At 40.4% G+C, this 24,485-nt stretch carries 13 protein-coding genes; 8 read left to right on the plus strand and 5 right to left on the minus strand.

Annotated features, from left to right (window positions below):
- Positions 1–206: 206 nt before the first annotated feature.
- On the minus strand, positions 207–1,397 hold the full coding sequence (locus tag Q0X25_RS00700; RefSeq protein WP_298578379.1) for an acyltransferase: 1,191 nt from the start codon (positions 1,395–1,397) through the stop codon (positions 207–209).
- A gap of 66 nt (positions 1,398–1,463) precedes the next feature.
- Positions 1,464–5,564, minus strand: a complete 4,101-nt coding sequence (locus Q0X25_RS00705; protein WP_298578381.1) for a glycosyltransferase — start codon at positions 5,562–5,564, stop codon at positions 1,464–1,466.
- A 294-nt stretch (positions 5,565–5,858) separates the two neighbouring features.
- Between Q0X25_RS00705 and Q0X25_RS00710 the strand changes: the two genes are divergently transcribed.
- A complete protein-coding gene (locus Q0X25_RS00710) occupies positions 5,859–8,141 on the plus strand; it encodes a glycosyltransferase (protein ID WP_298578383.1) in 2,283 nt (760 codons plus the stop codon).
- Positions 8,142–8,147: 6 nt separating this feature from the next.
- Here the strand turns inward: Q0X25_RS00710 and Q0X25_RS00715 are convergent, their stop codons facing one another.
- From Q0X25_RS00715 to Q0X25_RS00725, 3 genes are read right to left on the minus strand one after another with little or no spacing between them, the layout of a single operon-like run.
- Positions 8,148–10,298: a glycosyltransferase gene (locus Q0X25_RS00715; protein ID WP_298578385.1), complete on the minus strand. Its 2,151-nt coding sequence runs from the start codon at positions 10,296–10,298 to the stop codon at positions 8,148–8,150.
- Positions 10,299–10,353: 55 nt separating this feature from the next.
- Positions 10,354–11,514, minus strand: a complete 1,161-nt coding sequence (locus Q0X25_RS00720) for a CDP-glycerol glycerophosphotransferase family protein (protein ID WP_298578386.1) — start codon at positions 11,512–11,514, stop codon at positions 10,354–10,356.
- A gap of 8 nt (positions 11,515–11,522) precedes the next feature.
- Entirely contained in the window at positions 11,523–12,839 is a 1,317-nt protein-coding gene (locus Q0X25_RS00725; protein WP_298578388.1) for a CDP-glycerol glycerophosphotransferase family protein, read from the minus strand.
- A 103-nt stretch (positions 12,840–12,942) separates the two neighbouring features.
- Between Q0X25_RS00725 and Q0X25_RS00730 the strand changes: the two genes are divergently transcribed.
- From Q0X25_RS00730 to Q0X25_RS00760, 7 genes are all read left to right on the plus strand, one after another.
- On the plus strand, positions 12,943–13,182 hold the full coding sequence (locus Q0X25_RS00730; protein WP_367270363.1) for a hypothetical protein: 240 nt from the start codon (positions 12,943–12,945) through the stop codon (positions 13,180–13,182).
- A gap of 7 nt (positions 13,183–13,189) precedes the next feature.
- Entirely contained in the window at positions 13,190–15,340 is a 2,151-nt protein-coding gene (locus tag Q0X25_RS00735; protein WP_298578391.1) for a CDP-glycerol glycerophosphotransferase family protein, read from the plus strand.
- Positions 15,341–15,606: 266 nt separating this feature from the next.
- Positions 15,607–16,035 (plus strand): glycerol-3-phosphate cytidylyltransferase, encoded by a 429-nt coding sequence (gene tagD, locus Q0X25_RS00740; protein ID WP_021625507.1) that lies wholly within the window; start codon positions 15,607–15,609, stop codon positions 16,033–16,035.
- 14 nt (positions 16,036–16,049) lie between these two features.
- A complete protein-coding gene (locus Q0X25_RS00745) occupies positions 16,050–18,203 on the plus strand; it encodes a CDP-glycerol glycerophosphotransferase family protein (RefSeq protein ID WP_298578394.1) in 2,154 nt (717 codons plus the stop codon).
- Between the two features lie 439 nt (positions 18,204–18,642).
- Positions 18,643–20,673, plus strand: coding sequence for a DUF6541 family protein (locus Q0X25_RS00750; RefSeq protein WP_298578395.1), 2,031 nt, complete (start codon positions 18,643–18,645; stop codon positions 20,671–20,673).
- 108 nt (positions 20,674–20,781) lie between these two features.
- Positions 20,782–23,451 carry an RICIN domain-containing protein gene (locus tag Q0X25_RS00755; RefSeq protein WP_298578396.1) on the plus strand — a complete coding sequence of 890 codons (2,670 nt, stop codon included), beginning with the start codon at positions 20,782–20,784 and terminating at the stop codon, positions 23,449–23,451.
- A 100-nt stretch (positions 23,452–23,551) separates the two neighbouring features.
- A complete protein-coding gene (locus Q0X25_RS00760) occupies positions 23,552–24,475 on the plus strand; it encodes a glycosyltransferase domain-containing protein (RefSeq protein WP_298578397.1) in 924 nt (307 codons plus the stop codon).
- Positions 24,476–24,485: the final 10 nt, after the last annotated feature.

Raw genomic sequence — 24,485 nt, forward strand, 5'->3', positions numbered from 1 at the left:
TTTTGATATCTAGACTATGCTGCTGTCAAAGTGCGCAAGAAATTGTACGTTACCTCGGTTTTGAGGGTGAAAAAGGTAGCGTTGATTATATAAAGACTTCAGATTCTAGGGAATACTACCTCAGCCTCAGAGGCACTGTTACACTAACTTTTGTTTGCAGAACCCTATCCACTCTACCAAGTGAGTTAGCTGGTACTTTTATGATGTTACACTTGCTGGTGGGGTTGGGAGAAAAATCTACTGTGCTTGATTTTTATGGTAAGAATCCCAGATAGTTTGCTTAGTACTCCACAAATAGCGAGGCTTACCAAAAAGATACTGGTGGCAGTACAAAGGATAAAGGAGAGAGTCCAAAATCCTGACATCCCATGTAATAGGTGAGATTTAATAAAAGGGATAATTCCATTGGAATTAAGCATATCAATAATAAATTCATGGATGACGTATACGGGGAACGTGAGTGATGCTACAGTGCAAATGATAAATTTGAGTTTGGGATGAGTATCTTTTTGTATTAAAGATTTGCAAAGTATATAGATACAGATGGTAACTAATAGACCGAAAGGTGAATACCAAAAGATCGCCACAGTATGATCGAGTCCCTGCATATAGGCATGATGCTGGAATATGGCACGTATATTGTTGACGCAAACTATCCCTGTTAGCGCAACTAATGCAATAAGAAGTTGATGAGAGGCTAAGCGAAGCTTTATATTGTTCCACCTGCGGTAAAAAATATCCCCCCAGAGAACTATGATAGCTCCTGGAATCATTGCATTAAGACTATGGTGCGAAAAAGCAAAAGTCTGGTTATTTGTTAAAGTATTTATCGTCAATCCAATAAAGGAAAGCGCAAGAAACACATTCTCTCGTTTGTCAGATTTTCTGAGATAAAGTGCAAAAGAATTAAGTGCAGGAGAGATTAAAAGAAGTAAGAAATAAGCTATAAGAAACCAGAGATGTCCGCTACGTTTAACGGGAACAAGCAACTTAGCTAAACTATATACCAAAGCTTTATAGTCGCTGAGTGGATGACTAAGAGATTTTAAGATGGGTGTTCCAGATATAAAAAAGTCATAAAAGAAAAAAATAAAAAGACAAAAGACACATACGGGGATACCTATTTTCTTAGCAAAGTGACTCAAAGAACGTTGATAGTTAAAGTCCTCTCGAAAAAGAAAACATCCGGTAATAAACCAAAAAATTGCTACTCCATCAGCAACTAGGCAAGTGATAAAAATTTGAGAGTTATATGCCACTCCGTGTTTTAAGGGGCCCGGATTAATATGGCATGCGATTACACAAAGACAACCAACGATGCGCATTAATTCAATTGCTGGATCACGTTTTTGCTTATAGTTCTGAGGTTGAACTTCATATCCCTTGATATGTTTCATAAAAACTGTCCTATTCCAGACATAGTAAAATACGCCTAGTTATTGAGTAAATTATGGGTGGGAAAGCTAGGATAGCCCTAGCTTTCTTAGGATAAGTTTTGGATTGCGTAGCGCCCTTCTTGCCCTTCTCAAAAAACGCCTCAACCTCAAACCTAACTTAATAATTTTATTGTTCTTTATCTGGGAGAGCCTATCCTGCAATCTATTTGCAGCCCTGAGATTTGAGGCGGCCAATCTGTTTAAAGTATTTATCTCATCATTCTGAGCCTTGATAATTTCTTTGAGCTCACAATAGCTTGTGATATTTTTTTCAAAAAGATAGAGCTCAAGTTCAGGCATGAACCATCGTTCGTTTTGTTCAATACTAGAGAGCTTTGAAAATTGTGCCCTAGCATGCTGCAACATGTATTCGCGCAATTCACATGCAACAGCCCATCCCTCATCCTCTGGAGAGTGAGCTGAAATTTCGTCACTCATAGCAAGAAATATTTTAAAATAACTGTAGCAATTGAAGAACTTAAGTTTACCTGACATTGTCGATCCTGAGCGGACTCGGCGCTTGTAGAGTGAATCATGCATACAATTCGCTCGTCTTGCATGTAAGAGAGACTTGAACGTATAAAAGTTATCCTCATAAATGATTCCAGGAAGAAACCAAAGATTATTATTAATAAAATGCTCTCTACGTGTCATCTGCATACAGGGAGAAACCCAGTAGTCCCCGTCATTCCATAATTCTTTTAGTAATGTGGGTCCATTAAGGACATCTGAGTGTAGATAATGCCTTTGATAGTTTCCCTCAAAGTGTTGGTATGTTTCAATGTCATCGGTGGAATGTGCGAAGCTTATACCCTCAAAAAAGAGGACATCGAGCTTTTCAAGCTCCATTTTTTTGTATAGTCTTTCAAGTGCATATATATCAAGTACATCGTCGCTGTCAATGAAGTAAATATATCTTCCTACTGAATAACTTACACCTGTATTTCGAGCGACGCTCTGACCTTGATTTTCTTGATGTAGCAGTATTATTCGTGGATCGTTTTCAGCAAATTTTTTGATTAATTCGGATGAGGAGTCGATGCTTCCATCGTCCACACAAATGATTTCAATGTCGTTTTTACTTTGATTTACAAGAGAATCAAGACATTCTGAAAGGTATTCTTCGGAGTTATATATGGGAACCACAACGCTAACTGATGGTTGAATCGTGCTTTTTCGGGGAATTACTGTGATTTCTGCCCGTTCCGTAGATGAGGATATTTTTTCAAATCCAGCTCGTAATCCTTGGAAGAAGTTGTAATCTGCTTCCTCTTCATACGATTCACAAGCCAAATCGAAAACACCTGTGTTGCGTACAGCATCAGAACTAAGTGCATGTACTGCGATACTTCGCGCATCGTTGCTGGTCAATGAATCAAAGTCGCTACGAATAGTATGTGCAGCTAACGCACGGGCACTCGAGAGAACGAGTGGGTTGTTGTATGTATTAGATGCAAATACACCATTTGCTCCAAGAAGATCTATCCATGGTTTAGCAAGTTCAGATGCATAGGGATTTATATGATTTTCTTTGCGTTCTTTTGAAGTACTTGCCTGGACTATTACTGCAGTATCACAGACAGAGATCTTTGATGCTTGCAACAGAGCGATTAAGCACAGAAGAGCATCGTTTCTAAACGATGTATTAGTCTCAAATTGATAGGGAAGAGACTTTAAAAAGCCTGTTCTATAAACTTTGCCTAACACAGTTGGTGAGCTAACTTGTAGTAATTGTTTTGGTGCTGTAGTTGAATTGAACGGGTAAATGCTGCTGTAGATTACTTCGTTGTATCCGAATGACTCTTGTGTCAGCTTTTTTGAATCTAAGTTATAACATGTTTGTTTATTGAGTAGGATGTCAGGAGATTGCGTTTCAATAATTTCTCCTAAAAGCTCAAGACATGATGGCTGTAGAAATGTGTAGTTATTGATAAACAGGATAAAGGCACCCTGCGATTTGTTTATTGCGGTATTGCGCAAAGATTCTCCACCATCGCTGATAACCTGGAATCGGGAATCCTCATGTGCATATTTGGCCAAAATTGTATCAGTATTGCCTAGTGAGTTTTGATCAAAGCATAGAACTTCAAAACTAGAAAAAGTTTGAGCGAGTAAGCTATCTAAGCATGTGCGAAGGGTTTTTTCTCCATTGCGAACTTCCAGCACTATAGTGAATAGTGGTGAATTCTTAAGGTTTGAGGACTCAAATTTCTGAGATATTGTCTTGTGCTGCGCAGCATAGGATTCTGGGCTCTCCAGAACTTGCTCAATAAATCTGCGATATCTACCAGTAAGATAGTCTAATTTGAAAGACCCTGACTCTAGTCCTTGGGTAAATTCAGCTTGGACTTCTTTTAAGAAATCAATTCTCAGGCTGTCAGCAAGACGCTTATCATTCCAATCGTACACAGTAGCCGTGCGTGACCAGATATCTGCTCTATAAGTCTTCTTAAGGGTAGGTCGTGCATTTATATAGGCATGGACGGATTTCATTTCATCGCAGACACAAAATACTTTGCCTGAAGAATGTACACTGCTAGTGTCATTATCAATACGGTAATGCAGCCATCCCCTTTTTAGTAAGATTATAGATTTGGCTGCCATAATAACTTTTAACAAAAAAGCTGTATCTTGATAGGAAGCGCCGGGAGTTTCTAGAAAATCAATTCCTTTTTTTGTGAGAAAATCTTTCCTATAAATGCCACTCCAGATTCCTGATGCACCATCTAAAATCTTTTTCTTTTCGCCTACGGTAAGAACTTTGTTATAAGGTAAACCAGCATAACGTTCAAACAGAGTATCATGCTGGATAGGCTTGGTTTGAAAACGACGCCAATTTGCTTTGACAACGTCTGCATCCCTCTTCTTAGCGACTGCAAAAAGATTGGCATACATGGTTGGGGAGGCAAAATCATCTGTTTCAACGATTCCTATATATTCGCCTTGAGCATGCTTAAGCCCCAAATTCATTTGGTGGCCATAGCTTTTTTTATCTAAAACTATGACAGTTACGCGAGGATCGTTTTTTTCGAACTCTCTTAGTATTTCTAGCGTGCCGTCAGTTGAACCTGCATCTACGCAAATGATTTCAATATTGCGAAGAGTTTGATTACAGACACTTTGTACGCATTCACGAATATAAGGCCTCACGTTGAGTGAGGGCATAATAACGCTTATTGCGATGGGTTTCCAATTTAGCACTTTTTGTACTTCAGACCAGCTACCTGTCTTATAAAAAAATTTTTTCGGTTTGTCTGCCACGCCTAATTCTTTAAAAGCTCTAGATAGCGTTGGGACTATTTTCTGGTACGTCGAGATGTCAACGCTATTTTTATACCAATTTGTAAACGTGACGCAATAGTTAATGAAGTCCTGTTCAAAGCGATCATAAAGTTTTTTTTCTTGGAGAAAATCTCTTACCTTAATGAGAGCATCAAAAAAGCAGTGCCAACTTTTTTCTCGTGTAACAACTAGAGATCCTTCGTGTACCCTCTGATGAATTAAGACATCGTTGATATAGTCAATTTTCTTGGCAAGCAGGGTGGCTCCCACCACAAAAAATAGGTCGTTTGTTGTGCGCTGTTCTTGGAAATACAACGAGGAATCTTTAATAAATTGAGCTCTGAATAGCTTGTCCCAAGGCCACCAAATAAAAGCTTCAAAAAAGTCCTTCTTTATATCGGTTGCTTGGAAGTAATTATTAGCTGGTATCAACTCAGATTTGATAGTCCATGGAGTATCAATAGTTTCTTTTGTCTCGTGAATGAATTTGTTACACCTACATATAGCAACATCAAGTTGCTCAAAATCAGAAATAGTAACTAGTTTTTCTAACATGGTTAGTTCAAAGACGTCATCACTATCCAAAAAACTGAGATACTCTCCAGTAGCAATTTTCATTCCTTTGTTTCTTGCAGCACCTGCACCAGCGTTTTTTTGTTCTATTACTTTAATGCGCGAATCATTTTTTGCATATCTGTTTAGGATGGTAAGGCTTGAGTCGCTACTGCCATCGTCTACACAAATTACTTCAATATCACTTAGGGTCTGAGATAGAACACTTTTCAAGCATTCGTCAAGATATTTTTCTGCATTAAATATTGGAATAATTACGGACACTTTTGGCATACTGAATAGCTCTCTTCTCTATTTATGTTTATGTTTCCTTATTATCTCTTATAGCAAATGTAGAAAGCAAACCTTCTTCTACGTTTTATTGCGGAGCATTCCATTGCATGGTGCTTGTGTTGGTATTCAAATTTTACTTGTGGGAACGAGTACCTGTATGCACATATGAATCCATTAATACTTTTCAATTTTATTAGTTAATCCACCATATGGTGGTGAACTGCATAATTTTTTAGTGTGATAATACTTATTTGATTGGTCTATTAGGTGCTGATATTTCCAAGGAGATAAATAATGCCTCTCATTTCTGTTGTCCTATCAGTGTTAAATGATGCGCCTTTCTTGAATCAGTGCCTTGACAGCTTTCTTACTCAGACATCGGATGATTTTCAACTTATCTGCATTGATTGGGGGAGCAATGATGCATCACAAGTCATTCTTGCTGAATATGCCCAACATGATGAGCGCATAACAGTTATCAATCAGTCTGGTAGCAGCCAAGATGAGATGTATAATTATGTTATTCAATACGCAACAGGAGATTACATCTATTTTTGTGATGCAGGCGATTATGTTGAACGTATCTTTATAGAACGTCTAAAAGATCAGGTAAATACCTATCAAGTAGACGTGCTGTTTTTTGATGCAAAAACGTTTGAATCCCATACCAATACAATGATTCCGAGGACTCAAATGTGGCCTCAGTTTTATAGCAATAAAACAGTGTTCTCTTACAGGGACGCTCCTCAGCATATTATGACAATCTCTTCAACTGATATTTGGACTAAATTGTTTAGCTTGAGCTTCCTGAAAGAGAAAAAATTAAGCTTTTTACCATTTAATAAGACTGCTGAAATTGTTTTTATTGCACTTGCTTTGTGTGAGGCGAGTCAATTCTTAAGCATCAATGAAAAGTTAGTACATCATCGCACGAAGAAAGGGAATCTTCGGCATATCAAACACTCACCAACAGATGTTCTTACTGCGGTAACACAATTGTATACTGAGCTGTGCAATCGAGAACGTTATGAAGAACTAGAATTTCCGTTTGCAAATTTTGCTGTTAGAACACTCGCGCAATGTTTACATGGAATGTCCGATGCTCAGGAGCGCTTTGTGCTTTGCAGTCATATTGCACACTCTGAACTGATACAAACGAAGGTATTAGCTTTTAAACGAGAAAGCTATGAGAGTTGCGGAGATTATGACTGTGTTTGTGGATGTGAGTCAGCGTATGAGTATCACCCTAGGATACAAAATCTGAAACAAGGTTCTACGGAACCCTATGTCCTTCAAGAACGTACTCCAACGTTATGTGTGCCAAAAGTAACTGTTATTGTACCTGCCTTTAACGTGAGTCTCTGGATTGGACAATGCCTTGATAGTATACTTCGTCAAACTCTACAAGAGATAGAAATAATTATTGTTGATGATGGGTCTACAGATGCCACTCTCGATGTGGCATTGAACTATGCCCAACACGATACACGTATAACGGTGATGTCACAGCATAAACCAGGCCACTCCTGTGCCAGTTCAAGAAATGCGGCGTTGAGCTGGGATCACCAATGGGGCGATTATCTTTATTTTCTGGATGCTGATGACTGGATTGAGCCAAATGCACTTCAGACTCTTTGGGAGAGAGCGGAAAAAGACCAGCTAGATGAAGTTATTTTTGATGGCGCTGCATTTCTCGATGATACAAAAATACCGAGTAAACAAGCAGAGCGTGAGTTTGCCAAGTATTCCAAGTATTACCGTCGCTACCAAGATTATACGGGTGTGTGGGATGGAAAAGATCTCCTTTGTGTCTTTCACGCGGCTGAGGAATATCGCGTAAATGTTGCCTTACAATTTTTTAATAAATCCTATTTTGATGCGTCTCATCTACGCTTTAACCAATCAGCTGCGCATGAAGATAATACATTTACCTTTCAGGCACTCTGGCACGCTAAGCGAGTTGGATATATACCACAAGCATTCTATCGTCGGCGTGTTCGCAGTGATTCTCTCATGACGTCCGCCAAACAATTCAAACATGCGCATGGTTATTTTCTTGCCTATCAAGAAGTTCTTGCGGAATTATGGCGTTATCCGTCTGATGTGGCTGAACAGACACGAACCGCAACTATGATTGCAACACAATTGCTCCGTAATGCGCGCAATGATTATCACAAGCTTTCTTTTGCGGAAAAATATGCATTTTGGGCGTTAAACCCGATTGATCAGAGGAATTTTGAGGTGTTGGTGCGTGAGCTAGATACCTTCCGCACACATATGGAAGATGCTGAAGCATCAAGAGAGAGGGCGCTGGTGGCAAAATGTGCTGCGGAGGCGATGGCATGTACGCATAAACATGCCGCATCCTCTGCCGCTACGGATCTTAAGAAAGAGATGCAAGCGCACAGGAAGGCTGAGTCAGCACTGGCAGACGCGCTTGAGAAAAACAGGCGGCTTAAAAAACGCCTAGATGCTCTGCTTTCTTCCAAATCGTATCGTATAGGTTCAGCCCTTGTGACGCCTGCAAAGAAGATACGTGAAGCGTTTAAGCCAAGGAAAAATAGCAGCAAGCAGTAAGCTTGACTAGTGTTTGAGTAAGTTGCGTAGTATTGGCCCAAGCGGCGTTTTGAGTATGTATCTACTAAAGCCCCGCAGTCCCTTTCGCTTGAGCTCTTGCCGAAGCTTTGTATTTTGTACGCGTTCCGCATGATAACGTTCTCGATAGTTATCGCGCTGCTTACGCATTGTGCCATAGCGTTTTTGGCCTATCTGCTTATGGTAGAGTGGCTCGTTGTGCTTTAGGAGGTAGAGTAGCTTCTCGGGACTGCGCGCTATAAACTCATGTTGGTCTTCGAGATGAGGAAGAAGAGCTGAGATACAGCCGTCTATAATGTAGTGTGCTTTAAACTTGAATGAGGCAAAGTCATTATCTTGAAGATCTTCAACGAGGACACTAGCAGCAAAATGCTCGAAAGATTTTTCTGCTGCCTCAAATGCACCTTGTTCTATGAGAAGAGCCTTCATACGGACAAGGGCTTCCATGCGCAGATTTTCAGTATTGATTTGCTCGCGAGCGATACGTACTGCGCCCATTGCACGATCGCGCTTGAGAGTGCGTATACATTTTAGGGGGCTACATTCGAGAGTATGAGCTGTTAGTAGTGTACGCAACATGAGCTCTGAGGGGTCAAAGTCAAAGGGGTATTTTTCCAGATGGTCAAAGACCTGCGAAAGTAAGGTTGTTTTGATACAAAAGTTTCCAAAGTTTGTAGGCATGAGCTCAAAGAGTTGAGGGTAGATTGTCTCAATCGTGCTCATCCCAATAGGGCATTCAAGTGTATTGAGTGAATCCACAAGCAAAATATCTGCTGAGCTTTGACGGGTAACGGCAATTAACTGTTCTGCACTATTCTTTTGCAGGGTGGCATTGCTCGCTACTACATATACTTTGTCAGTACGTATATGAGCAAAGACTTCGTGAGCATTACCATTGAGATAGCTGATACGCTTGTCAAAGCTGGCAACATGCTGGGAAAATATACCAGAATAATCCCAGCTTCCCCCTTCATCCCATGCAATGATATCGATAGATGCAGAGCTGTTTTGGGTATTGAGTAGACGTAAAATACCTGAGATAAACGCATAGTTATTATGCGCATTTACCAGCAGGGTAAGCTCAGGGCTTTTAACGCGCTCAAGCTTCTTTAGTTTTTTGTCGTAGAGCCCCATTACTTCGCGATAAAAAATTTTGCGTGTTTCTTCTATTTCAGGATTTTCGAGTACCGCTTCGGGTTTCAGTCGACTAAAAATTTTTCTTACTCGTTCAAAGAGTTGAGGGTCAGTTTTTTGAAGCTTCATACCATTAAAAATGCTAACGGTAAGGCGTAGTACTCGTCGAGCAAAGTGACGATAAATCTGTGCGTCTGCCTGGGGATAACGATCAAAGATGGCGAGCATATCTTCCATGCGTGATAAAGGAATAGTGTAGTCAGTGGTAAACATCGAAGAATTCTCATTAGTGCGGCGGTAATGGTAGTACGCTTTGGGTACCCATACCAAAGTTTTGGCACTCAACGCCGTGTCAAAAAGCCAAGGGTTATCTACCCATCCCGCGCCACGTGCCTCGACAAAGTGAATATTGTTTTGGGTGAGATATTCACGACGGTAAATACATGCCCAGACTGCGGGATGATCCCGCACAGTTAAAGCTAGCTCGGGCACTGTGCCAAGCGTAACGCGATAAGGCAACCCTCCATAGCCTGGAGGAATGGTTACCGTTGCAGGCTCATACTCATTGGCATCCCAATAATGGTAAAACGAAGAGCGTACAATATCTGCCTTTGTTTGTTCAGGATGCTGTTCAAGATACGACTGGGCACATGGCAAGATGTCTTGACTGGGTAGCACATCAATCTGTGCGTAGCGATACAGATCTTCAAACATATGCGCATCGATAAAGTCGTCTGGCTCGAGAATACCAATATATTCGCCAGTAGAAGCAGCGATTCCTGTATTAACTGCACAACCATAACCACCATTCTCTTTGTCAATAAGCTTGAATTGTGGATAGCGGTTGACATATTCCTGCAGGATAGCGAGAGAATTATCAGTAGATCCATCGTTTACACAGATAATCTCGATGCTTTTGAGTGTTTGTTGAGCGAGTGAGTCCAGAGCCTGCCTGAGATATTCTTCCTCATTGTATGTGGGTACAATTACCGATACTGCAGTCATCTGTGCTTCTTTCACTGTGTGAGCTTTGCTTAAAACTTTATTATCACGAATAATGCTATCTTGTTTTGGACTTGTATGTCTCGTCAATATGTTCATAAATAAGTTGGGCAATACGTTCAGTTGAACCTGGTGTTATCCCTTCAAAGTAGGATTGAGTAAAGGCGGAGTAATTTTTTTGAATGCATGCTAAATATTCGCTGTTATGTAGAGCTGTGGCGATATCTTCAGCATAAATTGTGCCAAACAGTTGTGGGTTGTGCAGAGGATCAATATTGAGGCCGGGGGAGTAAGAATACTCCTCATAATCTGGCATAAAGAAAAGTACCGTACTTCCTATAAGACCAGCCTCCAGAGCGATAGCTGAGTAATCGGTTATTACCACGTCTGCCAAACGAAGTAATTCCTCAGTGCTGTGACCGGGCAATACAAATACGTTGGCAGGAAGTCTGTCAGGATTGTTGAGTGTGGTTAAGGGATGCTTTGACACAATGAGATTAATGGGAAGCTCAACCAATGCAGCAGAGAGACTATTGATAGCAGTCTCTTGCCAGTCATCTTTGGTGTGCGAGGGGCGTAGGGTGGGTGCGTATAAAACATTCATATTGCCGTTATTGAGCCAGGGATATTCAGTGATAAATTTGGTTTTAAGTTCAGCTTGGCTTGGCCCTGTAAGAAGGCGGTCAATGCGGGGGAGACCAAGAGCTACTACATAATCTTCAGGATAGAAAAATGCCTTTTCATATGCAGCATTGCTTCCGGGACCAGCGGAGATAATGAGATCATAGTTTTGATGCATGTGAGCAAGTCTTGCGTATGAGGAGGAACGACCCGCAGCTGTGTCAATGCTCTGAAAGCCAAACTTTTTGATAGCGCCTACGGCATGCCATAACTGTATAACAAATACGCCTTTTCGTTTATGAGGTATACAAACGGTAGGGTTATAGCCATCAAGGACAACTACCTTTGATGTTCTTGCATACCAAAGCTGAGAAGTCATGTGTCGTATCAGTTGCCCCAAACCATGCTGTTCGGGTTTGCTTGTACGAATAACAATAGATAGCTCAGGATCATTTTTTTGTAGATAGTTGGCAAGCATGCAGAAATCCACAGAAGGGACTTTACCTTGCCGCGATAAAAAAGCTACGCGCCGTTTGAGGGGAAAGAGACTAAAAAGCACAGAAAGTAGACGAAGACCTATACCGAGTATGAATAGCATAGATCTACCTACTTTGATTCTATAGGCATGTTAAAGATATGCGCGATTGCTCGTTGAGATGCATATCCATCATCTTTAGGTAAGAAGTATTTGCGGAACTTCTGATATGCCTCCCCATAGTTTTCTTGCCACGTATCAAGTTGTTGTATTGCTTGGATGACCTCTTCTCCCGTACTGCATTTGGGACCAGGAATCGTGTGGGGATCAAAGTAAAAACCACGCACATGATCATCATAAAACTCAAAGTCTGGCCAGTAGAAAATGAGAGGACGCTGAGTAACAGCGTAGTCAAAAAAAACCGAAGAATAATCAGTCATCAGTGCGTCTGCCACAATATATAGATCATTGATATCAGCAACAGCGGCAGCGTTATATACAAAGCTGTCATATTTGGCAAAGTCAAACTCATTTGCAATGTAATAATGTGGACGGAAAAGGATGCACCACTCATCACTGAGCTGCCGCTGCAAAAGATCAAAATCAATGAGGGTATCCTGGACATACCCGATACCTGCTTTGTAATCGTTATCTCGCCATGTGGGTGCATAGAGTAAGAGTTTTTTGTTTTGAGGAATGTTAAGTTCATCCATAATGGCTGCTTTAGCATGCGTAAGACTATCGGGGGTCTTACACGCACGCGCAATGCGATCATTGCGGGGGTAGCCCACTTCAAGCACCGTAGAGGAACGACGTTCTGGTTCAAGCCCAAAGGCATCGCTGAGATGCTTAGAGGTAAAGGGCGATGGCGAGATAAGATAGCTCCACTTTGCTGAATCAATTTTGAAACGATTAGCAAGTTCCAGTGTGGTATTGAGTGCATTAGTTGTATTTACTTGTACATCAAAACCTAATCTTTTTAGGGGTGTGCCATGCCAGCACTGCACATAAACTTGGTCGGGTTTGGGCAGTACATACTCAGGACAACGTGCATTAAAAATCCAGTATTGAGCACGGGCTAGAATACGGAGGTAGTCCTCAGTACTACGTTCAACAAAATGAGCGCGAGAAAGGCGAGGATCATTTTGAAACTGTTCAAGTTTGTCCTCACGGAAAATCCACCACAGTTCATAATCATCAAAGTAGCTGTTGGCACACATTGCCTCATATATAGCACGAGGAGAGTCGGCAAAAGATCGACCCATAAAGCAGCTAAAGACAACTACCTTGGAATCTGTTGCGATATGTGCTGTAAGGCGCTCATACCTCCGACGTTCATGTGCCCACCATCGTGCGCGAGACCACTGACGAGTACTGGGGAAGTAACGTAGAATTGCTTTGCCTGCTGTGCGTATGAGCTGATTTAGCTTTATATGTGGTGTATTCACGTCAGTCCCTTTAGGAGAAATATCCATAGTACTTATAAGTATAGGCGAACAAATAAAACAGGTGGAAATGGGTGGTAGAATATGTGCACTGATTTGATTGTCTATGACAAAAAGAGTTGCTCTCATGCCGTATTGTGAAGAAAACGGAGAATATACCAGACTCAAGCACTGGGAACAAAAACTGAGTGATGTGAAGGACTATCACATTGACACCGTTGTTATGGGTGGTGATTGGGCGGCTTCTAATCGCTTTGAGTATCTCAAGAAATGTTGTGATGTTGCATATCTTGATCGTACGCCTGGAATTTCTACTACTGATGTAAAAGGACGACTTCAGAAATAAGATGAGCATGAGTAAAGAAGCAAAGCGTGGCGTGGATACGACAGGCGGTTATCGCTTTATTGAACAAAGCCTAGAAGGAATTACGGGTCAACCTATTTTTGTCGCAATTGAGCAAAAGGGAAAAATTCTCACAATTAAACTCCCAAAAGGAGCGATACGTTCTGAACATTCTTGGATTGTACTTACTCAGAAGAAAAAAATATTGTGGGCACGATTGGTAACCCAAGAAGAGCTGGCTAATCAGCAGCTTGTAGTTGACCTGGCAGAGATAGGTATCCATCTTTGTGAGAACCATGTGCCACGCGCATCGTTTGCTCTTTTTTCACCTGCAACCGATGCTCCTGTGTGTTATCAGAGCTTTAAGTTTCAGACATCTCATCCTATTCAAGATGACAAAATAATTGTGCATTTTGATCCTGTTGCTTTGCCGGCAAATTGCACACCTCCCCATACTCTGGTTTTTCATCAAGAAACTGCTGATAGCTTCCCGATAATTGCAGCGTATGTTGCCAACAACACTTTATTGCTTGCTGTTGTAGTGTGTTGGTCTGATGAGTTGCCCTCTCGTTTTGTCTCAGGAATTGCTGACGTTGCTCGGTGTAAACGTAACGGTTATATAACTCTTAAAGTCAAGTTACGTAAAGGTAATTACCGAGCGAAAGCTCTTGAACTTATCTATCGCAGTGTATCTGAGCCTGTATCTTTTGTGCTTGATACAACTGTTTACGAACAAGGGGACTGGATTTATCTCAGTACATGCTTTGATACGAATGCCCTTGAGTTCCGTGAGATTTACTGGGACCTGCTTATTGATCTTGAGCAAGATGGCAAAGTGGTCAAAACATTTGTGAAGTGTTCCAGAGCGCTCATAAAAAGACTTGCGGTATGGGGGGATTCAATTTTGCTTGACAGCGGTTTATTGCTCTTCCCTTATCCCACATTGTTAGCTTATCGACTTGCCTTTGCGGTGCGCCCTGCTTCACCATATGATTCGTTTCTAACACGTTTTTATGGGATAGCAGCGCGTATATGCGCGCAGATGTTTGGCTCTTTTTACAAAGATCGACACATTTGGTTGGTGTATGAGAAGTTTTGCGAGCTTGCCGAGGATAATGGCTATCATTTTTTTCGCTACTGTATGGAAGAACTTTCTGCAGAAGAAAAAAAGGATATTTATTATGTCATCGACAAAAAAGCTCCCGCTTATGACAAGGTAAAGCAATATGGTCGACATATTATTAGCTTTATGAGTTTTAAGCATCTTTTTTATGCCCTAATTGCAAAGTTATATGTGGGCTCAGACTCTAGTGCTCATCTTTATCAGTGGCGCCCCAAGCCCAATATCGTCCAATCGTGTATTCGTAAACATGACATGCTCTTTTTGCAGCATGGTGTTATCGCCTTGAAGCGTGTTGACCAAGGCTTTGGTGCAGATAGTGCCAGTCCTATCACGTATTTTTTGACTTCATCACAGAGAGAAAAAAAGATTATTGTTGATCATTTTGGTTATGCAGATCACCAAGTTGCTGTTTTGGGACTTTCGCGTTGGGATGCTTTGGAAAATCGCGCCAACAAGGCGCATCCTTCTATTCTTGTCATGCCCACTTGGCGTCCCTGGCTTGAAGAACAGAGTATGAATATCTTTGTTCAGAGTGACTATTTCAAGGCATATCAGGCGTTGCTGACCAATAAAAAGTTGATTACGCTTCTTGAGATGTATGATGCGACGCTCCAACTTTTTATCCATCCCAAGATTAATGAATTTATTGAGGCATTCCGTACGGATAATCCCCGTGTTAAATTGATACCTTTGGGAGAACGCCCGCTCAACGAACTAATCATGGAGTGTTCTTTGTTGGTGACAGACTACTCTAGTGTATGTTGGGATGTACTGTATCAAGATAAGCCTGTTGTGTTTTATCAATTTGATCAGATAGAGTTTCTAGAATATGTGGGAAGTTATATTGATTTTGCTTGTGATCTTCCCGGTCCTGTAGGTACAACGGTAGATGAAACAATCGAAATAATTACTTCCGTGCTTGAAAATGACTGTGTGGCGCTTGATGTTGATTTGCAAAAAGCTGCACAGTGGTATGCCTTTCGCGATAAAGAAAATCGTGCACGTACCTATCAATTTATCAAGGCACATGGCTACTGATTTTCTCGTGGTAAAGTGCTTGAAATATTAAGCTTCAACTACGCTTCGTAATAGTATGGCTGAGCATATTGTTATAGATACATGACTGTTCCCGCGGTACGTACTAATTGGCGCAGTTTCATTTTGGCTGTATTCACGCCAGTCCCTTCATGATGCGTTTGTTGTTAATCCGAGTATAGGTTAAGGCAGATGCTTTGGGGGGAGGGATGGTAGAATATGTGCGTTGATTTATCTGCGAATACTTGAAGACTTAGGAAAGATAGCCAATGCCTTATTTTTCTGGAAACGGTGAATACACTGGTCTTAAGCGCGTGCTGACCTATGGTACCTTTGACTTGCTGCATTATGGTCATATCCGCCTACTTCGCCGTGCAGCAGCACTTGGTGATTATCTTGTGGTGGCTCTCTCGACTGACGAATTCAATGCAGGTAAAGGTAAGACTTCGTTTTATGACTACGAAACTCGCAAAGAGATGCTTGAGGCCATTCGTTATGTTGACCTTGTAATTCCTGAGAAGAGCTGGGAACAAAAGATCGAGGACGTACAAAAATATCACATTGATACCGTGGTAATGGGCGGTGACTGGGCTGGTTCTGATCGTTTTGAGTATCTCAAGGAATACTGTGATGTGGTCTATTTAGATCGCACAGAAGGTATTTCTACTACCGATGTAAAAAGCAGACTTCAGTCTTAGGTGGATTGTTTCTTATGACTTTTTCAAAGGTACCCGTTTTCCCTTCGGATTCAATTGATACTCTTTCTAAGTTGCTTCCCCATGTTGAAATTTCTGATGTAAAGGTTGAGGCTTCAATTGAAGGGGAGTCACTATTGATTGAACTCCCTCAGAATTTTGTCTTGCATGAGCACATATACTTATATTTGGTAAAACGAGAAAAAGTTCTTTGGGTACGTAAGCTCTATAAAAACGGTGTTTTTTCTTATCGAATTTCCCTTAATTTAAAAGATTTCCTTAGATATTTTTGTGAGCATGATATTAAGCGCGCCACTTTTGCACTGTTTGATGGTGATGAAAAAGAAAAGCGTATAGTTTCGTATAACTTAAAGATTGTGTCAGATGCAAAGACTAATCCTTATGATCGGTCAGCTGATTACTATCCTTCACTCCTTGAAACACAGTTTCATCAGACTCCGTATCCAGCACTTTCACATCAAGTAGATAATGAAACTACCTTAGCAATTACTCCTTATGTAAGAAAAAATGATGGAGCACTTTCTTTAATGGCTTCTTGGGCGGATGAAGTTCCTTCAAATTATTTATACGGAAAGCTGTTATCGTTGTCCTGCAATCGCGCAGGGAAAGTAACTGTGTGCGTTCAAGTTCCAAATGTTGATTTTAACTGCCAAGGCATGGAACTAGTATATAGGAGCATCTCAGATAGGGTTGTACATAATCTAAATACACAGCTTAACCAGCAAGATGGACAAACACTTATTTCAAGTTCCTTTTTCCCCGAGCAATTAGGGGTGCGAGAAATATACTGGGATTTCTTTTTGATTCTTACAAAAAGCGGACATCGCTTTAGAATTTGTGTAAAAGTACCAAAAAAGACAATTCATCGTTTTATTGTGTGGGGTACCCATATAAAGTTATCGAATGGTTTGATTTTCTTTCCATATGCTACTACAAAGGCAAAACGTCTTGCATTTACCTGTAGACCAGTGTCTAAATACGATAGTTTTGCTACGAGAATGTACTCCCTGTTAGCTGTTATTCTTGCCCCTGTAGTAAAAAAATTAATTCCTCATAGGAATATTTGGTTGATATATGAGAAGTTTTGCACCTTGGCAGAGGATAATGGTTACTACTTCTTTCGCTATTGTATGGATAGCCTCACTCCTGCTGAAAATAAAGATATCTATTACGTTATAGATAAAAAATCTCCAGCTTATGCGAATGTTAAAAAGTATGGCTTTCATGTATTAAATTTCATGGGTTTTAAGCATCTTTTGTATACGTTACTCGCAAATCTTTATGTGGGTTCTGACTCTACGCAACATCTCTATCAGTGGCGTGCTATGCCCAACATTATTCAAACTCGCATGAGAAAAAAAGATATGCTGTTTTTGCAACATGGAGTTATTGCAATGAAGCGTGTTGATAAAGGTTTTGGTGCAAATAATTCAAGCCCTATTAAATTCTTTCTCACATCCTCAAAAGCAGAGCAACAAATTATCGTAAATTATTTTGGATATGCCAAACACGAAGTTCCTGTACTCGGACTTTCTCGCTGGGATGTTCTTGAAGATCGCTCTAATTTAAAGCACCCTATGATTTTGGTAATGCCTACTTGGCGTCCTTGGCTTGAAGAGCAAAACATGAATGTATTCATTGCTAGTGAGTATTTCAAGGCATACTCTCAATTACTTTGTGACAATAAGTTGGCTACTATTCTTGAACAATCTGACGCTACGATTAATTTCTTTATTCATCCCAAATTGGGGTCTTTTATAGAAGCGTTTAGCACTGATTCTCCGCGCGTGCATTTTGTTGCTTTGGGTACAAGACCTCTGAATGAACTCATTATGGAATGTTCGATGTTAGTGACTGATTATTCGAGCGTTTGTTGGGATGTCCTCTATCAGAACAAGCCTGTGGTGTACTACCAGTTTGATCAGCAAGACTTTCTGAAATATGTTGGGGCGTATTTAGATTTCAATACAGATCTTCCAGGAAGTGTGTGTAAGACAGTTCAAGAATCGATTGAAGCAATTGAATCTGTGTTAAAGCGTGACTGTAAACTTTTGCCCGAAAACAGTGTTAAGGCTGCACGTTGGTATATTGCTCGAGACAAAAACAATCGAGAACGTACTTATCAATTTATAAAGCAGCAGGGATATTAATTATATGGGTTAGTTTTTGCATTACAGCCAGCGATTTGCTGTGTAATATTCCCGCAGATAGAAATGTATTTGCTTATGTAGTATCAGATATTTAATACCTATTACCGTAGGTAGTTTATCTTTACCGAAAGCGATGAAAAAGGTGTGAGCCTGCGTGATCACCTTGCGTTATATGCGAGTGATTCACAGGTGCAAGATACGTTTTTATGTTAGATGATTCTTTTCAGAAGGAAGGTACTTCTATAAAAAGGATTGACAAGGCTATATGGCACTTGACGAAAAGCCAGATGACTTCAAGCTTATACTCTCTCAAGACCATATGAAACTGCATCAGATTGTTTCTCAGTGAGCTGTAGCTGTTTAAGTGCTTTTTAGATAATGTTCATGTATCTTGGAAGTGTTGGACATACAAGACTTCTCTTACTAAAGGAATTCCAAAATGTGGATTCAGTTTTTTTGGGCAACAGTGTTCACTCTTATTTTTGTATACTTACCAGGATATCTATGTGTACATGCGCTTCATTTTGATCCAATTAGTTCTTGGGCTGCAGCTCCTTTAGTAACGACTGTACTTGTTTCACTAATAGGGCTCTGTTTTGTGGGAGCTCGGGTATTTGCTACGTGGCTAAATATATTTGGTGTACTGCTATTATTAGCTGTATTAGCTCAAATACTCAGTAAGTTTTTTTTCAAAACAAATAAAGATTATTATTACTTCAATAAAACTAGCGAGTCTATGCAGACTATAAGCGACGAATTAAAAATTTTCCTTCCGTATCTTATTTTTGGAATAATTGTTTGCTTACTTTACTTTATTAAGCCCCTTGATGGACCGCTCTCTTTCTCATGGAAAGTAGACAACACCAAGCATCTCAACCTCGTTTGGCGTTTCGTTAAAGATGGTAATTGGTCGATGATGACCACCTCTCTTACTGAAAGTTTGCCTAATTCCATTCCAATAAGGATGTACTACCCAGCGGCTTGGCATATGCTTGCCGCAATTCCAGTTAGTGCTTTTTCGCTCCCGTCTCCTTTTGGGGCAAACGTACTTAATGCCCTTCTTATCGCTATAGTGTTACCGTCAAATTCCTATTACTTTTTGCGTACTTTGTTATCTCAGAATTCAAGAGCATTGAGATTTGGTTTCATTTTTCCTTTAGCTTTTGGTGTGTTTCCTTGGCGTATTATTGTTCCTCAAGCAAAATATGGTTTCTTTTTTGGAATGGTCTTGTTACCTGTTGCCCTAGCGTTCTTTATTCAGTTAATTGAGCATTGGTCAGATAGCAAACAAAGAAAACGCTTTCTAGTGCTATTTGTCCTATCGGTTTTAGCTCTTATTTGTGCTCACCCTGGGGTTGTATTTACACTTGGTGTTTCGCTTATCCCTCTCATTATTTGGAAGATTTGGAATAAAGCCGTCACTCAAGCTTTAATAAAGAATAAAAAGGTATATATAAGAGGCGTTTTAGCTTGCATGGTCTTTATTATTTTTGTTGCACTTGTTTGGTTTGGTTGTCTGCATGTACCGCCTGTGAAGGCGATGACAACATTTGTACATTACCGTTATGCTCGACTACCTAAAGCATCTTTTGATGCCGCTCTTTTAGGTTTTAAACAGATGCCTGTGCAGCCAGTTCTTGCCGTTCTTGTTTGGGTGGGCTTTATTAGAGCTTTAAGCAACCCACGTTATCGCTGGGCTACACTGAGTTTTTTGAGTTTTATAGGGCTGTATCTTGTTTGCGGCACGATAGAAGGTCCTATCAAACAAGCCTTAACTGGATTTTGGTATACCGACTATGATCGGATTGCATCAGGAGCATGTTTCATAGCTGTATTTTTTGCTACGTTGGGTATGGATGCTTTTGTGCAGCTGTTTAAGGCAGCTGTAAGGCTCGTTGAGGACTCTGAAATAAATAAGCAATTAGCGGAGCACATTACAACTTATGCCCTAGTTGTGCTCGTGACTCTCTTAGTATTTTCGCCCTCAATCACTCCCTACAAACAAGAAAAGCAATTTACAAGTTTCGGGCAGGTGTATAAGCTTTCAAAAGAAATCAATTCCCCAGATCAATCAATGCTTAGTAAGGATGAACGTCTTTTTTTGAAAAAGGTTAAAGCGGTGGTTGGGAGCGATTTAGTCATTAATATCCCCACCGATGGAAGTGCGTTTGCATATGCGTTAGATGATATCAACGTGTACTACAAAAGATTCTATCCATCTGATGCAACTCCAGACGCGGCAATACTGTCTACTCGCCTTAAAGCATTTAGTAGAGACCAAGAAGTGCAACAGACGTTAAGGGATCTTGATGCCCATTATGTTTTGTTGCTTGATAACGAGTTTAAACGAGGCTACCAGTACCGTGAAAAACTATGGCCAGGTTTTTTTGGAATTAGCGATAAAACTCCAGGTTTCACCGTGGTGCTATCAGAAAGCGATATGCGACTCTATAGACTGGAACTAAAGTAAGCTTGTAGGTTCTACTTGTTAAAATACTCGTGCACGTTGCCTGAAAACTCAATTTTGATAGCATATGTTAGAATTAAGCAACTGAAATAGCGCTCATAAGGGGTTGTCATGAATAGGAATATTAAGAGTTCGATTGCTGTTTGTGGACTAGCGTTTGCTTTAGGCTTAACAGCTCCGATGATGGCATATGCCGAAGAAGTAGATGCCTCGCAGGAGCCTAAAGATATGGCTGTAGCCGTTGTTCCGTTTGATTCTGCCGAGGATGTTGTGAAGTCTTACTCAAATGAGAAGGAATTAGTGAATTCTTTCGATGAGCCAGCGGCCGGAGTTGAGGAATCATCTGAAGACAACTGTGATGTCAGCGAATGTGAAGAGGGAGAGGATGGCGCTGAAACTCCTGAGTCCAACAAGGAGGAGGATGCACCCTCTACTGAAGAACCCTCCGTTGTAGTCCCTGAGCGTACTCTTGATGATGGCACTTATGTTATAAAAAGTTCTGTATCAGGGCGCAAGGTCATTGATGTTACGGGAAATAAAAACAAGAGTCGTACCAATGTTCAGGTGCATAATTCTAATGGTACAGATGCACAAAAATGGGATATTAAACGTGACGAGCAGACTGGCTATTACACAATTAGCAAAAAAGGCACAAACCTTGTTTTGGATGTCTCAGGTGCAAGGGTAGTAGAAGGTAATAATGTCTGGCTTTATGAGAGTAACGGCTCGGATGCTCAGCTTTGGGAAATTTCCCGGAGGCATGGGTACTATTCACTTATCTCAAAACTAGATAAAAATTTTGTCTTGAGTATTGCAAATGGTCTTGTCCAAAATGGCAGTAATGTACAGCTTGGGCTAGACACAGATTCTCAAAATCAGTTGTTTAGTTTTATAACGGCAAATCCCTATGTTGCACCAGGACAACAGCTTATTACGGGTGATGGTGCTTATACCATCCAATCTAGCAATAAACAATATGTAGTAGATATTGCGGGGGGATCACGTAAGAGCGGTGCAAATGCACAGCTATATTCATCCAACAAGACAGGTGCTCAAAGGTTTTATTTTCATAATGATGGACAGGGCTATTACTGGATTACCACTATCGGATCAGGTAAGGCTATTGCCGCAGCAAATTATGATGTTGTAAGTGGTGCGAATGTTGTTCAATCGGACTATGCAAATAGCAATTTGCAGAAGTGGGCAATCAGTTATTCTGGCGGTTCCCTGATGCTTATAAATAAAGCAACGGGTCTTGTGCTTGATGTTGCGGGGGGACAGTTTAAGAATCGTACGAACGTTCAAATTTGGGAAAGAAATAATACTGCCAGCCAGAAGTTTACACTGAGTGAAACTTCAGTTTTGGATGAAGGTATCTATACACTCGAGAGTTTCCTCAATGCGTCCAAAGTAATTGATGTGGCAGGTGCTTCAACCTCACGTTCAGCTTCTAAGGTTCACTTATTTTCTGCAAACAAGACTAATGCTCAAAAATTCCAAGTAATTAAGATGGAAGATGGAAATTATCGTCTACGAACGGCAGCTTCAGGCGGTTGGCTGACGGCAACTGACACAGGTGATGTTGTCCAACAAGGATATTCAAAGACAGATAGCAGTGTAAATAATACTTGGAAGCCAGTTTGGAATGGATCATATTTCTCGATACTAAATCTTGCTACTCAGAAAGTAATAGATGTGAGTGGTGCGAGGATAAGTAACGGGACTCATATCCAAACATATAACCAAAATGGGACTGACGCTCAGCATTTTTATTTCACCGCTACAAGTTTGATTAATGCGGGTAGCCATCGTATTCAATCTTCGTTTGGCACACTGTTGGGCATTGCGAACTCCTCGACATCAGATGGATCATCTCTGATTACTACAAACGCAAAAGGTAGTAAATCCCAAAACTTTATTTTTAAGTCAGTGGGTACGAATACCTACGTCATTACGAATAAGAATTCGAACAAATCCCTTGGAATTAATGGTATATCCACTATTGATGGAGCTCCTGTAATTCAAAAATCAGCAGATGGTTCTAACAATCAACGTTGGGTTGCTGAAATTATTGATGGTGGTTATATATCGTTAACAAATCTGAACTCTGGAAAGCAATTAAAAGCTGATCGTAACGAAGGTGCGCAGGTTTATCAGAGTATTAATAACGACACGGCTGGATTTGGATGGAAAATCCTCTCGTCTGCTAATTGGTATGATGTGGGCTGGCTGCTGGAAAACAATAAGTATTACTTCGTTTTTGCTGATGGTCACAAGCAGGCTTTTAACAAATCTTCTTATCGTACCTATGCGAAGATTGCCAATCTTAAAAGTACAACAAAGTATTTAATTTCGGTAGATCGAGATTTAACTTATACAAATGTATATCTCAGGCAAAATGATATCTGGGTACCTCACAAGACGTTCCTATGCTCAGTAGGGCGTGGTGGATTGCGTGCAACTCCTGCTGGACTAACAAAAATTGGCCGTAGGGTTTATGTGAGTCGTGTCTCGGAGACTTCTGGTTTAAGAGAATTTTATGTAACTGAATTTCGCAGGCATACATCATCAGATCCTAAGCTCGATGGCTCGGGTACGTATTATAAGAACGGCGATTTTGGCTGGGCATTCCATTCTGTTCTTTATAAGGGTTATACAAATAAAGTGGGCGATGGCAGGCTTGGTAGGCATATTTCCAATGGTTGTGTAAGAATTGCAACGGCAAATGCAAAATGGATTTATAATAATATTATCCGCGGTACTACTTGCTTTATTTATTAATCGCTGGCGATAGTCAATCGATGGTGGTATAACAAGCTGCAGACGAGAAGTTTTGAAATCAATACTTCTCGTCTGTATTTTTTGATTGAGGATTATGAATATGCCGATTGATCAACATAGAAGAGATGCGGAAGCACTTCTAAAACTTAATGAGCAGTGGATCGCTCTTTATCATTCTTCTCATTATCATCTTGGATATATGATTCATAAAGTGGGATATACAATTCGTCATGGACGCTTTTTTCGTGACAGTTTTAAATATTTGAGGTATTTAAATTTCGTTAGAACAAATATTCCCGATGGTCATAAAAAAACAAATAACCCATTAGTAAATTTCGACGGTCGTTTTGCAGTTTATACAGCCATGACGGGAGGTTACGATAGTTTAAAAGAACCTGTTACCGTCCCAAATAATGCTGATTTTTTTGCGGCTGTTGATAATGATATACCAGAGGATAGCGTTTGGAAGAAAATAGATATCGACTCTGTTCCTGGCGTTGCCCAGCTTGATAATGTCCGCAAAGCTCGTTTTATAAAAACGCATCCACACGTCCTTTTTCCAGACTATAAGTACTCAATCTGGATAGATGCTAATTTTTGGGCGATAGGGGATATTTCGCAGTTTTTAAACTGCTTAAGTAAAACGTTGCCATTTGCTTCTAATAGTCATCCTACACGTAATTGTATATATGATGAGGGTACTTCATGTTGCATAATTGGCAAAGACAATATCAAACTTATGCGGCATCAGCTCGATACGTATCGTAGAGAAGGGATGCCAGAGCATTTTGGTCTTTATGAAACCAACCTTATTGCTTGTGAACATAATAACCCACTCTGTATAGCTGTTATGGAAGACTGGTGGAACGAAATTAATCGTTTTAGCCGTCGAGATCAATTAAGTCTGCCTTATGTCTTATGGAAACAGGGATATCACATGGATGAACTTGGTTTTACTTGTGATACAAACATTCGTTTGAATCCAGTTTTCAGGGTGTATATGCATTCGGAAGACTGGACATAGTATTTTAACT

The organism is uncultured Olegusella sp. (assembly GCF_947253395.1).
GTDB lineage: Bacteria > Actinomycetota > Coriobacteriia > Coriobacteriales > Atopobiaceae > Olegusella.